A 14232-nucleotide genomic window follows, 5' to 3' on the forward strand; every position below is an offset into this window, starting at 1 on the left:
GCCGTTTTGATTCTATTCCTTTCTGGTCGTTCTAGATTATGGGAGAGGAATAATGGTCAGGGACCGCTTTGGGCAATAGTTTATGGATGACTGTTGCTGTTAGTGACATCAAGGACGATACATGCCTGAAATGACTTCTCGCCCGCTATCGGCAATGGCAGGTTTCAGCCTCATTGAAAACCTGGTTACGCTCTTCATCCTGACGGTAGGCTTGCTTGGGCTTGCCGGCTTGCAGGCAACATCGTTGCGTATCAACCATCAGGCTTTTTCGCAGCATAAGGCCGTTAGCCTGGCCCTGAATATTGCTGACAGAATGCGGGCGAATCCTGAAGGGGTTGATGGGGGATTTTATTCACTGATCGTCGGTAGTAGTGCGGTGCCCCCCTGTTATACATCCAGTGGATGTTCTCCACAGTTGATGGCGCAAAATGACATTTGGGAATGGAATCAACTGATTCAAAGTCATCTGCCGGGAGGATACGGCATTGTTTGTGCCGATGACACGCCTGCTGATGGCGGTACCGGGTTTGCCAGTTCGACGGCAACCTCTATTGCCAGCCAGGTCGTCAATCTGGCCTCGACGCAAACAGGAACGACACCTGCCATCCAGGCCCAGGCTGCCGATGCCCAGGCCCTTGCCCAGCAGGCCGAGGCCGCTTCTTTAGCAGGGAATGCGGCAGATGCTGCGGACCTGGCGAAACAATCTGCAGAGAAATCCCAGGAGGTTCTGGATGCCCTGTTTCCAATGGGGATGGACTCCGACCCTGTTGCACAAACGGCATCTAATCAGGCACAGCGAGCGATTAGCAGTGCGAATACTGCGAGTAGTGTTGCCAGCGCGTCAGATGCTCAAACCGCTATTTCCGCATCCTGTAGCAATAATGGCTCGGTCTATACCATATGGATTGTCTGGGACACCAATAATGATGGAGTACTGGATAACCCGTTCTCTTTCGATATCAACGGGGATTTAAGTTACATGATGACCTTTGAGCCATAACAAAGGGTGTGTCATTGGATTTCAGGCGTCAACGGACGATAAAACCATCAAAGCAGCCGTCGAGTATTGCTCTATGACATTAATAAAACAACGGGGCTCCAGTCTTGTCGAAGTCATGGTTTCATTGTTGCTCGGTGCAATCATGCTGCTGGGGGCTGTTCAGATACTGGTCAACAGCAAGCGGGATTTCCTGGTCAGGGATGCCATGAGCAGTGTCGAGGAAGCCGGTAATTTTACCTTTGATCTTATCGGTGGAGACTTAAGGGTGGCCGGTTATAAAGGCTGCGTAAGTCAGCGTGATATTAATTTCGACAACCTGATCTCCTCCAGCGGTTCGGTGTTTCAGCCAGAGCGTGGTATTCAGGGGTGGGAAGCGAGTAACACAGGCTATGCGGATACGTTGACCCCTTCAACATGGGGTAATTTAAGTGCGCAGTCCTCATCAAACTGGACAACAACGACCGGTTCGCAAAGTAACAGTATGCCGACGACCAGCACCAGGGCTGCAATAGGCTCGGATATGATACGAATCTGGGGTATTGAACCGTATGTTTTCAATGTTACCAGTGCTACCGCATCGACGTTGACCGTCGATACCAGCTCCGTCATTGGATTTCCCGAAACAGGAACTAATGCGAGCGATGATGACCGAATCCTGATTGTCAGTGATTGTGAAAGAACACTGATTGTTAAGGCAACCCAGTTCAACCGCAGTAGCGGTGTGATTACGTTGTCCGGAAATAGTGCGGGAACATCGCAACTGACATCAATGGATAATATGGAAGCTGTGATTCTTCGCGGTGTTCAATATTACCTCGGCAAAAGAAGTGACGATATTGATAACCCGCCTTCCTTGTACCGTAAGCGCATTTTGGCGGATGGATCATTGAGTACGGAAGAGGAGCTGGTCGAAGGCATTGCCAATATGCAGATTGTGTATGGTGAAACGACCGGTACAACCAGCCAGATAGCCGCCAGTCGCTATGTAACAGCAGACAACGTGACTGACTGGAGCCGGGTGGTCAGTGTCAGAATGTGGTTGCTGGTCGAAACAACCAGCGATTTTATCGTCAGTACAACGGGTCAGAATTACAGTTATATCGGAAAAACCTATACCCCGTCAGACCGGCGATTCCGGCGGGAGATGTCGATGACGATCAACCTCCGTAACAGAACACTGGGGGCCATGCCATGGATGTAGGGAGGCGTGAGTCTGGCAGTGCGCTGATTATGGCATTGATCACCTTGCTGGTGCTTACGCTGCTTGGCACGACCAGCCTGGATAACGCCATCATCGAGCAGCGGATGGCTCGGGGCAACGTGGATCATGAAACGGCATTCCAGAATGCGGAGCTGGGTTTGAGATCCATCGAAAACCGTTTAATGGCTTACACTTCTTTTGCCACACTCTCAAATGAGCTGACAGGTGAGGGTGTCTATTATTCCAGTCTGTCGTCAAACTACCTTAATACCAGCTTCTGGGCCTCTGTTCCGGTTTATGCCAATGGTCAGGTGCTTTCCGGGGCAGAAGCAAACATCGTCGATCAGGCGGGGCAGGGCGTCACCATGGTGATTGTTGAGTACATTAAAGAGGTGAATGATTCGCTGATTGTTGGAAGTGTTGCCGGTTCGAAAATCTATTATTTCCGCGTGACATCGTTGGGTACGGATACCACCTATACAGTCGCGAATGCCAATGCGGGTGATCGTCCCAGAACGCTGACCATGGTACAGAGTATTCTTGCTGTCAGGTTGACGCCCTGAGTAACGGTGGTTTGCTGGGCAGATCATGAAGGATATGCGTTATTTAAATTATGGCGCTAAATGGAAAAGCCACTCTATATTTGTTGAATACAGGGATTAAAGGAATCGTCGGCGCTCAGCGGGTGTGTTGAAAGGGCCGACCAGAGCAAAGTGGAAAGGATTCTGGATATGATGCTAGCTGCAATTCAACCTGTCAGACGGTATTTACACCTCATTGTCGGCGGGTGCCTTTTCTCGGGATACAGCGTCGCCGCAGACTTGGCTATTGCTCAAAAGCCTTTGTTTCTTGTCGAGGCTTCTGCTTCTAACGTCATTATGATGTTGGATGATTCCGGCTCAATGAGAGAGCGTGATTTATGGCAACCAGCCTGGCAGTTATGTGGTTATCATAGCCCGGGATCTGATTCATTTAAGGTGGATTTGGTTTCTTCCCAAACACAAGACAATGTGTGTTTTTACTCTGAGCCAAACTATGGGGGAACCGAAAGGTGTTATTCATTTTCTGAAAGTTTTGCGCCCGGAATGGCTGTTAAGTCGTATCGATTCCGGCCAGGTTTTGGGATAACGGCATTTGACAGTACAAATTTCCTGGGCGACAGCTTCAGCGCAGGTCGTAATAATCCCAGTGCATCTCTTGATGTGAATTCATTCAATTTACATTACACAGATGAAACGGTTACAGATACAGATTGCGGCGCTTTTAATAATCAAAGCGTACGGACTGAAACATTCCGGTTTCAAGATGCAACGGATTTTAACATCTTTACTCAAGATCCTATCAGTGACTGGCGTGGTTTTTCTTCGGATGTTGATGCCAGCTATTATGACCCAACGATAAACTACATACCTTGGACAGGCATGTCTGATGCGGATTTCAGGGCGGTACGTGACCATCCAATAAGTGGTAAGCGAGGTTATTATACGATCGTTGATCTTGTTGACAGGTTTTATATTGTTGCTGAGGATACAGCCGGATTTAACGGAGATCGCCCCCGTCGCTTTGGACTGACTAATTATCAAGCTGGACCCAATAATCAGGTTGACTGGTGGGACAACCATACCATTTTTCAGATAGGGGAAGACAGTATTCGTTCTTGGCGAGTGACGTATGAATATCGCGACGGACCCTTGGGGCCGGAAGTTATACAACGTATTTCGCGCTTGGTTGACATTACAGATAGTGCAGACGTTCAGGAAATCCAACAAAACTACGCGAACTGGTATCTATATTACCGAACCAGAATGTTTAGTGTTGTTGCCTCTGCAACCAAGGTCGTTGAATCATTTCCCAGTGTTCGATACGCCTTGGGTTATATTAATAGCGATACCCTCACGGTGGATTTTCCTTCGACTCAGTTTGGTAATGCGGTTCATAATCAATCCATCATTGATGCCTTGATTGAGAACAGTGATCCCAATGGGGAGACGCCGTTGCCGGCAGCGTTACATCGGTCTGGCAATATCTACAGGCAAACCGGTAGTGATGCACCGATCATCAGTGAATGTCAGCTCAATTACACGATGCTGCTGACTGATGGCGCCTGGCATGGCGCGCAAAGTCAATTGGGGGATCTCGATGCTGATGGTCGAAGAGGCTGGTTATCTGATGTGGCGCTTTACCATTATCAAAATGACCTTCGTACCGACCTTGCTGATGAAGTACCCCTTGGTGACAGCAATACGAACAATAAGCAGCATATGAAAACGATTGGAATCACTTTTGGGCAAATTGGCAACCTGGCTGATACCAATGATGATGGCTGGCCAGATCCTCCCCTGCAGGTCGGAGATGATTGGGGAAACAATGGATATGATGATCTCTGGCACGCCAGTTTTAATTCTGGAGGCGCTTATTTTTCCGCCAGTAATTATTTTACGCTGTTACGGCAGTTAAACGGCGTATTTCAGAATATCGTTAATGTCACCAGTTCTGTTGCTCAGTTAGCTGTAGGCTCCACTTCATTGCAAACGGAACGCCGTATATTTCAGGCGCGTTTTGACTCACAGGACTGGGCTGGTGATTTGGTGGCTATTCATATTAATGGTGAGGGCAAGGTTGTAACAAATCCTGATGGCACCATGAGAAACGACTGGTCAGCCAAAAGTCGTCTGGCGTCGCTCGGTAGCAATGGGCATACACGGCGTGTGATTATTACAAGGAAACCCACGGCGGATGGTTCAACCACTGAAGGGAGTCCATTTACCAATTCTGCTGGAAATACTGAGCTTTATGATGCTTTGAATGTTCCCGCCAACCGTCGGGTTCCGCTTGATTTAAGTACCAGTACAGCGTCTTCCGACCCCTATCGCCATGAGGTGCTTGATTATATCCGGGGTAATCAGGCATTCGAAGGTGAGAATGGTTTTCGGCAGAGATCCAGTCTGATAGGGGATGTTGTTAATTCATCCCCGGCTTATGTTGGATATCCCAATTTCCAATATCCAGACAGTATTGCTCGTGGCAGCCTCTACTCTGACTTTAAGAAAGATAATAAGAGCAGAAAGCCAATGGTCTATGTCGGCGCCAATGATGGTATGGTGCATGGCTTTGATGCTACAACCGGTGATGAGAAATTAGGCTATATCTCTCCGGTCTTGTATCCACATCTGCATGAACTGGTTTTACCGGGCTATTCACATCGCTATTTTGTTGATGCAAACCCAAATGCGGTGGACGCATTCTTTTATACCGATGCCGGTCAGACGTCAGGAGAATGGAAGACGGTTCTTGTTGGTGGTCTGGGAGCCGGTGGCAAGTCTGTCTATGCGCTGGATGTGACGGATCCTGACCAGTTCAGTGAAGCGAATGCAAAGAACATTGCCTTATGGGAGTTTACGACCAGCAATGACGCTGATCTGGGTTATACCTTTGGTAAGCCTATGGTAACCAAGTTGATTAATGGTGACTGGGTTGCCATTTTTGGCAATGGCTATAACAGTACGGAAGACAATACACAGGCCAGTGGTGAGGCTGTGCTTTATATTGTAGATATCAAAACTGGGAATTTAATCCGTAAAATCAGTACCAAATCTGGTGATAGAACAAACCCTAATGGGCTGTCATCCGTCGCATCAGTTGATACCAATGGGGATTTTGTTACCGATTATGTCTATGCCGGTGATCTTAATGGTGATCTTTGGAAATTCGACTTAACCAACGCAGTCTCAGCTTATTGGAACGTGGCCCTTGGTGATAATGCGAGCCCCAGGCCGCTATTCCGTGCCGGTTCGTCTAAACCAATAACATCTACCCCTACGGTTGGAATTCATCCTGACAAAGGATTCCTGATTTACTTTGGAACCGGGCGTTACTTTGCTGAAGGGGATAATGCCAGGAATGGGCAGAGTACTCAGAGTGTTTATGCGGTCTGGGATAAATATAGCGGTATCGGCATGGTGCCAACTCTAGAGGACGATGATTTACTTGAGCAAAAAATCATTACCGAATTTGATGTGGAAGTACAGTCAAAGAATGTCTCATTACGTCAGACCACGGACAATTCGATTGACTGGAGTAGTCACCAGGGCTGGAAGATGGATCTGATATTACAGCAATCCGGGGTGAACAACTTTAATAATGGTGAGCGGGCTGTGTCGCAGGCAGTGCTTCGAAACGGGAATGTTATTTTCCTGACACAGATGCCAACCGGAGGGATGTGTGAATCAGGGGGGGATAGCTGGATAATGGAAGTGAATGCCTATTCCGGAGCACGCCTGGAGGAGAATGTATTCGATATTAATGATGATGGTAAGTTTGATGAGAGCGATAGTACCTATAGTAACCTGGGGATGACATTGAACCCATCAGATCCTAATTATCCAGTAGATGATGTCGTATCTTCAGGTATTAAAAATGAGGGCATTGTCCAGCAGCCAACCATTATTCCCTGCCAGAACTCTGAATGTAAGTTAATGAGTGGTCCAGGGGGAAGTCTTAATACCGTTTATGAGAATGACGGGCAACAGACAACTGGCCGACAGTCATGGCGTCAAATTCTTTTGGAGGAGTGATAATGCGAGCATTCATACTGGCGCTCATGATGACCATGATTTCTCTTGCATCATGGGCAGACGCTTTGAGATACCAAGGTTCTGGTCGTATTGATAGTCTGGATTTCAAAACCGGAAAAATTACGATCAGCAACAAGCAATACGCCATGGATCCCTATTCTTTCAAGGCTGAAGTTGATGGGCGTGAGTTAGAGCTGCAGTGGCTGAAAAAGGGGATTATGGTCAAATTTTTTGTCACAAAGTCCGGAAATATCGGACTCGTTAAGATTATTGGAAGTTCACAGTTTAAACGGCAACTATTGAATCACTAAGTCAGAAAACGGAAACGTCATATATTCTTGTAACAGGCATGGGCAATGGAGAAACCCGTGAAAAAAAACAGTGGTTATACACTCATTGAGCTGCTGGTCGTCATGATGATTATCGGAATTTTGACGGCAATAGCATTTCCTGCCTATAACAGTTACGTGCGTATTTCTAATCGGTCAGATGCTCATATCACTATCCAGAATGTGGCTGTGCTTCAGGAGCGCTGGATGGCACAGTTCAATAGTTACACTGACAATGTGTCTAACCTGATATCAGGGACTACATCGACAGAGCAGCATTACACAATCAAGGTTGTTTATGATCAGTTAGCCAACGGTGCAGATTGTCCGGCTGCGACATCACCTTCGTCACCCAATCAGCGTCAATATACGATCATTGCAACACCACTGTCGACTTCCCAACAGGCAGATGGTGAATGTACCTGTATTTTTATGACAAATGTCGGGTTTCGGGGGTCATCAGGCACAAGAACCGATCCGGCTGATTGCTGGTAGCAAAACCCTGTCCCCAAGCTGCACTAGACTTTATAGAGTACAGCAATAAACAGGTTTGTCAGGGGGTCGGTTCATGAGGTATGAGCCGTATGAATGAAGTACCTTCAGAGTTCGAATCCTATGAACGCATGATTCTGGATTCGTCTTCACTGGCTATTGTTCAGGTTCAGGAAGGCTGCATTACTTATGCTAATCCTGAAGCCCGGATGTTACTTGCCGGCGATAAAGACGCGACGCTTGATGGACAGGCGATTGATAGCCGTCTGCGGTGTAAGGGCGCGGATCTCAAAGCAGTGCTGGATAATTCTCTGACAAGTCATGCGGTTGAAGAGCATAAAGAGTGCGCCGTTGTTGACAGTGACGGTAATGAAATTCCAGTTCAGCTCGCTATTTTGCCATTAATGCATAAGCAGCAGGGCCTGTTGCGAATTATCGTTGAAAAAATGACGGAAACGGCCATAGAGGCAAATAAAAGTAATAGTCCTGCCGAGGTAGAACAAGCTGCCCCAACGTCGCCTGAGGCTTCACGCTCTTCATCTGAAGAACCCGAACCGGTAAAGAAAAATAATACAGATCACCCGGTTATATTGAGAAAGGCACTGGCCAATGCGGCTAAAGGCAAGCTAATCACACTGCTAACTATCCGTCTGGAAAATCTTGAACAACTTGAACAGGCACTGGGTGAGAATAATCTCCATCAGATTGCCAATGATGTGATCGATAAATTAAAAAGTGTATTGGGAAAAGAAGTCTTGCTCGAAAACCCCTTGCCGTCTTTGTTCCATATTCTGGTGGGTACACAGAACCGGGCTAAGTTGAAGCAAGTTGCTGATAATTTGTCCCACGCAATGGATGAACTGGTTATTGAAGTGTCTGAGCAGGTTGTCCAGGTTGCTACTGCGATCAGCGTCTTACCTGTCGATCAGGAGACGGATGCCGACTTGCTGCAGGCGAGAATCAAGAAAACGTTATCGAAGGCGGGCAGTAAAGGGCTGAATCATTGGCATCTTTTTGACTTTAAGGAAGAGTTGGCTGAGCTGGCTTCCCAGGGGGATGCATCAGCACTGGTTCGCTATGCCCTGGAAAATAATCGGTTCAAGCTGCTCTATCAGCCGGTCATCAGCCTGACTGGCGATAAGGAAGAGCATTATGCTGTGCTTCTACGTATTGTTGATCCCAATGATAAAGAGGTTCTGGCTGGACAATTTGTGGCTGATATTGATCAATTGCCGCTGGCAGCCAAAATGGATCGGTGGGTGATATTACAAAGTATCAAACAGCTGGTCATGCATAAAAAGAAAACACGTAAGAAGGCGCATTTATTTATTCATCTCAGCTCCGTATCGTTACAGGACAAAAAATTGTTGCCCTGGGTGTTAGGGGTCTTACAGAAAATTCCCGTTGGTGCGGACTCACTGGTATTTCAGTTCTCAGAAAAAAATGCCATGCGATATCGGGAGGATATACAGCGTTTACTGCAAGGTGCGAAGAAAATCGGTTTCAGGACATCGATTTGTGATTTTGGTCTTAGTCTGAAACCCATAAAGACCGCAGAAGAATTATCGACCGACTACATCCGTTTGGATGCTTCATTGAGCAATAATCTGGAAGACGACAAGCAGCAGGAAGAGAGTATGTCTGAAATGATACAGTCTCTTTCAAAGCTGAATCGAAAAACCATTGCCGTTCCGGTAGAAAACCCCAACGCGCTCAGTGCATTCTGGCGTACACAAATCGACTATGTTCAGGGCTTCTTTGTTCAGCAGCCCAAGCCGGACATGGATTATGATTTCTCCATGGGCGAATGAGCTGCCAACCCTGCTGATTCGCGGTATTCAATCAGTTACATCACTTTCAGGGCCATCCAGGTCCAGCTTCTTGAGTCGATAGCGTAGTGCCCGGAAGGTAATCCCTAGTTTCTTCGCTGCTGCGGTTCTGTTCCAGCGAGTGCTCTCCAGCGTTTGTACGATAACCTGTTTTTCAAGGTCTTCAAGATAACTTTCCAGGTTGTCTACTTCACCGGTCTGATTGAGGTTGGGTTGCGCCCCCGGGGGCAGGGCGGAGGTCTGCAGTTGTAAATCCTGCAATGTGATCACCTCGTCTTCACAGAGTGTGAAGGCGCGCTCAAGGATATTTTCCAGTTCACGCACATTGCCGGGAAACGCGTAAGTCTCAAGGTGGCTTTGCGCTTCTTCTGACAGGGTGACATCCGGTAAATCACACACCAGGCTTTGTCGGTGAAGGAAATGTCGAGCGAGCAGAATGATATCGCTGCCGCGATCTCTTAATGGCGGCACCAGTAGTTCAATGACATTAATGCGGTAGAACAAATCCTGCCTGAAGCGCCCATCCTGTACCTCAAATCCAAGGTCTTTGTGGGTGGCGCTCAGGATTCTGACATCGACAGGAACTTCCTGTTGACTGCCGACCGGACGAATGCTTTTTTCCTGAATGGCCCGGAGTAGCTTGACTTGCATATGGAGTGGCAGGTCTGCGACTTCATCAAGAAAAAGCGTGCCCCCGTCGGCGGCCTGAAACAGGCCGGGCTTATCACTCACAGCCCCGGTAAAACTGCCTTTCTTGTGACCGAAAAACTCGCTCTCCATCAGTTCTGCGGGAATAGCGCCGCAGTTTACCGGTACAAACGCATGATTGTTGCGGGGCCCCTGTTCATGGATCATGCGGGCGACAACCTCTTTACCGGTGCCCGATTCTCCACTGATGTAAACAGGCGCCTGACTCCTGGCCAGCTTGCGAATTTTTTTCTTGAGCTGGCGCATGGCTTCCGATTCGCCCAGCAGTTCAACCTTGTTGCCTTCACTGTTATCAGGTGAGGTGTTCACTTTCATGGCATTGCTGACCAGTTCTCTCAGTCTCGAGAGGTCAACGGGTTTGGATACAAAGTCAAACGCGCCGGCTTTTAATGCCTGAATCGCCGTATCCATCGAACCATAAGCGGTGATGACAGCCACTGGTGTCTGTGGGGTCTTGCGCTGGATGTGGGCAACCAGGTCAATACCATTGCCATCCGGCAGGTTCATATCTGTCAGGCACAGATCATAATGGCACTGGTTTAAGCGCTCATTGGCTTCGCTGAGCGTGGCGACGGCATTGGTTGTCAGTTTCATCCGTCCCAGGGTGATTTCCAGTAACTCCCGGATATCCGGCTCATCATCAACGATCAATACATTGGTATGGGTCATCATCGTCAGCTTATTAGTTTTTTCGGGTGAGCGAACGAGATATGGAAAACACTGCCCCGCTCTTCCTGGTATGGCAACAGCCTCAAACTGGCCTGATTGATTTCACACAGTTCCCTGCAAATATAAAGGCCGAGTCCTGTCCCTTTCTTGTCAGTGGTGTAGAAGGGTTCGAAGACGGTGTCGGAGGCGTTATCGGGAATGCCGGCCCCGAAATCTTCCACTTCCAGCCAGGGATGCTCAGAGGCGCTCACACCAGAGCGCAAAATTAAACAGGGTTTGCCTGAGTGTTGCTGACTGTAACGCAAGCCATTTTGACAAAGGTTGTGCAGTACCTGCTGTAACTGGGAAAGGTCAACATTGACGGTAACCGGGGTAGACGGCACATCCAGATGAATATCAGGGGACTCAATACCCTGAAAATGTTCTGTATCAATAAACTCTCTTAACCAGGTATTCAGGTTGACAGCTTCAGGGTGAATATCCTGTTTCCGTGAGAGTTGCAGGATGTTTTTGATAATGTCATTGACCCGCGTGCAGTGCTTGTGAATGATGCTCAGCAGGCGCAGGTCGGTATCCCTGATGTTCTCAGATTCGGAGAGTAGTTGGGCTGAGTGGCTGATAGCTCCCAACGGATTGCGGATTTCATGGGCAATACTGGCCGTCAGTTGACCTAAAGAAGCCAGCTTCAGTTGCTGGGCCTGTTGTGAAAGCACAGCTTTATCGTCCAGAAAGATCAGGACGTAACTGGACTGTTCGAATTCCTGCCGACTGAAATTGGGTAATATCTCGGGGGCATCGGGTGCGGCGCAGAAGCTGGTGGGGCGCAGATGAGGGTTGTCCAGCCATTGCAGATAGCTCGACATGAGCGTTGGTGAAAGGCTTTCAAGGTTCCCTTTCGTTTCATCGGTGGACAGTAGGTACCGGGCTGACTCGTTCATCATGACAATTGTGCCCGGCTCCTGCAGTACCAAGATACCGGTGCGCATCCGTTGCATGATGCTGGCGCTCAGTCGTTCAAGGTTGAAAGCGTGCGTACTGCTCAGGCGTTCTGCCAGTGCGGAGGATTGCAGGCGAACCCTTACACTTTGGACAAACAGCGCGGTGGCAAAAAAGAGCAAACCACTCAGGCCGGCATCGACATGTTGTGACACCCTGCCCAGTAAAGCATGGTGAATATCAATACTGAGCAGGAACAGTGTGGCCATCGCCGAGAGTAATATGCCCAGCCGTCCCTTGAGCAAAATGTTACCAATGACGATCGGGACAAAATAGAGGTTCGCCAGTCCGTTATCTTCAAAACCAACCATGTGCATCAGGACGCTGAGCATCATGATGTCCAGGGCGATAACACAAAAGGTGTAGGTTATCCCGGGTTTGTTACGAAAGGTCAGTACAACCCAGAGAATGAAATTGACTGTCAGGTAAGCGTTCAGGTACCACCCGACTTCCCGGGGCGGCACGTAACTGAACAGCCATTCTGAAACAGGGGTTAACGACAGGCCCAGCAGTATGAGGCCCAGCAGGCAGCGATAGAGATTGTAAAGCCTGAGCAGACGGTATCGGCTTCCCCAATCAAAGAGAGGGGTTTCAGACTGGTGGAATAGCGTCGACCAGGTGACTTTCTCCCGCAGTACCTGGCCGGTTGGCTCGCTATGCTGCAACGATGCCCCCGAAAACTTCTATTCTGTTATTAGGGTTGATTGTACACATGTCGTTGTGATGCAGGAAAGTTTCACGGAAAATACCCTGCCTTTCTAGTCCGTTAGTCAGAGGTTTTACATGGCACCGACGCTGCGTGTCGTTTCAGCACAACTCAACTTGCTGGTGGGTGATATTGATGGCAACACCCGCAAGGTTATCGAATGCGCACAAAAGGCCCGCAGTGAGCACCAGGCCGATATCATCGTTTTCCCGGAACTGACGTTGTGCGGATATCCGCCGGAAGATCTGTTGTTACGGGAAAGCCTGGCGCTGCGGATTGATAAGGCGCTTGAGCAGTTGGCGGTGGTCAGCGGTATCGATATGGTCCTGGGACTGCCGGCGCTGGGTGACAACGGTCTGGAGAATCAGGCAGTTGTCATACGTGATGGCAAGATCATCTGCCGCCATGCCAAGCGCCATTTGCCGAATTACCAGGTGTTTGATGAAAAACGGTATTTTGTGCCGGGTACGGGTTACGGGGTGTTTGAGTGCCAGGGCGTCAAAATCGGTCTGACGGTTTGTGAAGATATCTGGTTCCCGGATCCTGCTGCTGATGTGGCGGCTGCCGGCGCCCGGTTTATCCTGAACCTGAATGCTTCGCCTTTCCATCTCTATAAACATGACTACCGTCTGGACGTTGTGAGCCAGCGTGTGCGGGAGACAGGGTTGCCGGTGGTTTATGTTAACCAGGTGGGCGGTCAGGATGAGCTGGTCTTTGATGGTGGTTCATTTGTCATGAATCCGGATGCTTCTCTGGCGGTGATGGCGGTCAGCCATGAAGAATCCCTGTCGCTGGCTGAGTTTGATAGTGCCAGTGGTCAGTTTCTTCCGGGTGAGTCAAACGACAGTAAAATTCTGGATGCAAGGGTGTACGACAGCCTGGTTTTGGGCGTCAGGGACTATGTGAACAAGAATGGTTTTAAGGGCGTTGTGCTGGGGCTTTCAGGGGGAATTGACTCGGCGCTGGTGCTCGCTGTTGCGGTTGATGCCCTGGGCAGTGATCGTGTAGAGGCGGTCATGATGCCTTTCCGATACACCTCGCAGATGAGCCTGGAGGATGCGGAGGCCGAGGCCAAGACACTGGGCGTTAATTACAAGGTTTTGCCCATTGAACCCATGTTCAATGGCTTTATGGAAACCCTGAAAGAAGAGTTCGAGGGAACCGCCAGGGATACCACCGAGGAAAACCTGCAATCCCGCTGTCGCGGTGTGTTGCTGATGGCGATTTCCAATAAGAAGGGTTACCTCGTTCTGACCACCGGCAACAAGAGCGAAATGGCAGTGGGGTATGCAACACTGTATGGCGATATGGCCGGTGGGTTTGATGTCCTGAAGGATGTGCCTAAAACGCTGGTGTATCGTTTGTCCCGTTACCGTAACAGTCTTTCACCGGCTATTCCTCAGCGAGTTATTGATCGTCCTCCTTCGGCCGAACTGGCGCCGGATCAGGTCGATGAAGACAGTCTTCCACCTTACGATGATCTGGATCGCATTCTGGAACTTTATATTGAGCAGGATCGCAGTGCGGAATATATCATCGACCAGGGATTTGAACGGGGCACGGTTTATCGCGTTCTGAGACTTGTTGATATCAACGAGTACAAACGACGTCAGGCGCCGGTTGGTGTGCGTATAACACCTCGGGGGTTTGGTCGGGATCGGCGTTATCCGATCACATCTGGCTGGAAACCGGGTATCTAAACAGCTTTCACAGCAATAAAAAAACGGC

At 49.0% G+C, this 14232-nt stretch carries 10 protein-coding genes; 8 read left to right on the forward strand and 2 right to left on the reverse strand.

Annotation, left to right across the window (positions count from 1 at the left end; genetic code table 11):
• Window positions 1-121 precede the first annotated feature (121 nt).
• The 7 genes from pilV (at window position 122) to AC27K1_RS16550 (ending at window position 9407) form a co-directional block, all read left to right on the forward strand.
• Entirely contained in the window at window positions 122-1000 is an 879-nt protein-coding gene (pilV, locus tag AC27K1_RS16520) for a type IV pilus modification protein PilV (RefSeq protein ID WP_487151904.1), read from the forward strand.
• Window positions 990-2201 (forward strand): PilW family protein, encoded by a 1212-nt coding sequence (locus AC27K1_RS16525; protein ID WP_487151905.1) that lies wholly within the window; start codon window positions 990-992, stop codon window positions 2199-2201. The genes pilV and AC27K1_RS16525 overlap by 11 nt, the downstream gene beginning before the upstream one ends.
• Complete coding sequence (locus AC27K1_RS16530; protein WP_487151906.1) at window positions 2192-2764, forward strand: pilus assembly PilX family protein; 573 nt, start codon at window positions 2192-2194, stop codon at window positions 2762-2764. Before AC27K1_RS16525 ends, AC27K1_RS16530 begins: the two co-directional genes overlap by 10 nt.
• Window positions 2765-2932: 168 nt before the next feature.
• Complete coding sequence (locus AC27K1_RS16535; protein WP_487151907.1) at window positions 2933-6775, forward strand: pilus assembly protein; 3843 nt, start codon at window positions 2933-2935, stop codon at window positions 6773-6775.
• 2 nt (window positions 6776-6777) lie between these two features.
• Window positions 6778-7086, forward strand: coding sequence for a hypothetical protein (locus tag AC27K1_RS16540; protein ID WP_487151908.1), 309 nt, complete (start codon window positions 6778-6780; stop codon window positions 7084-7086).
• A 57-nt stretch (window positions 7087-7143) separates the two neighbouring features.
• Window positions 7144-7599, forward strand: a complete 456-nt coding sequence (locus tag AC27K1_RS16545; RefSeq protein WP_487151909.1) for a type IV pilin protein — start codon at window positions 7144-7146, stop codon at window positions 7597-7599.
• Window positions 7600-7688: 89 nt separating this feature from the next.
• Complete coding sequence (locus AC27K1_RS16550) at window positions 7689-9407, forward strand: EAL domain-containing protein (RefSeq protein ID WP_487151910.1); 1719 nt, start codon at window positions 7689-7691, stop codon at window positions 9405-9407.
• A 27-nt stretch (window positions 9408-9434) separates the two neighbouring features.
• Here the strand turns inward: AC27K1_RS16550 and AC27K1_RS16555 are convergent, their stop codons facing one another.
• Window positions 9435-10805, reverse strand: a complete 1371-nt coding sequence (locus AC27K1_RS16555; RefSeq protein ID WP_487151911.1) for a sigma-54-dependent transcriptional regulator — start codon at window positions 10803-10805, stop codon at window positions 9435-9437.
• A gap of 2 nt (window positions 10806-10807) precedes the next feature.
• Window positions 10808-12463: a sensor histidine kinase gene (locus AC27K1_RS16560; protein ID WP_487151912.1), complete on the reverse strand. Its 1656-nt coding sequence runs from the start codon at window positions 12461-12463 to the stop codon at window positions 10808-10810.
• Between the two features lie 118 nt (window positions 12464-12581).
• Here AC27K1_RS16560 and AC27K1_RS16565 point away from each other — a divergent pair, with 118 nt between their 5' ends.
• Window positions 12582-14204 carry an NAD+ synthase gene (locus AC27K1_RS16565; protein ID WP_487151913.1) on the forward strand — a complete coding sequence of 541 codons (1623 nt, stop codon included), beginning with the start codon at window positions 12582-12584 and terminating at the stop codon, window positions 14202-14204.
• Window positions 14205-14232 lie beyond the last annotated feature (28 nt).

The organism is Kistimonas ophiarachnellae, assembly GCF_057552235.1.

Bases quoted from the DNA above. Each gene is read 5' to 3' on its own strand.
- pilV (WP_487151904.1), top strand. From the start codon at position 122: ATGCCTGAAATGACTTCTCGCCCGCTATCGGCAATGGCAGGTTTCAGC.
- AC27K1_RS16530 (WP_487151906.1), top strand. From the start codon at position 2,192: ATGGATGTAGGGAGGCGTGAGTCTGGCAGTGCGCTGATTATGGCATTG.
- AC27K1_RS16535 (WP_487151907.1), top strand. From the start codon at position 2,933: ATGATGCTAGCTGCAATTCAACCTGTCAGACGGTATTTACACCTCATT.
- AC27K1_RS16540 (WP_487151908.1), top strand. From the start codon at position 6,778: ATGCGAGCATTCATACTGGCGCTCATGATGACCATGATTTCTCTTGCA.
- AC27K1_RS16550 (WP_487151910.1), top strand. From the start codon at position 7,689: ATGAATGAAGTACCTTCAGAGTTCGAATCCTATGAACGCATGATTCTG.
- AC27K1_RS16555 (WP_487151911.1), bottom strand. From the start codon at position 10,805: ATGATGACCCATACCAATGTATTGATCGTTGATGATGAGCCGGATATC.
- AC27K1_RS16565 (WP_487151913.1), top strand. From the start codon at position 12,582: ATGGCACCGACGCTGCGTGTCGTTTCAGCACAACTCAACTTGCTGGTG.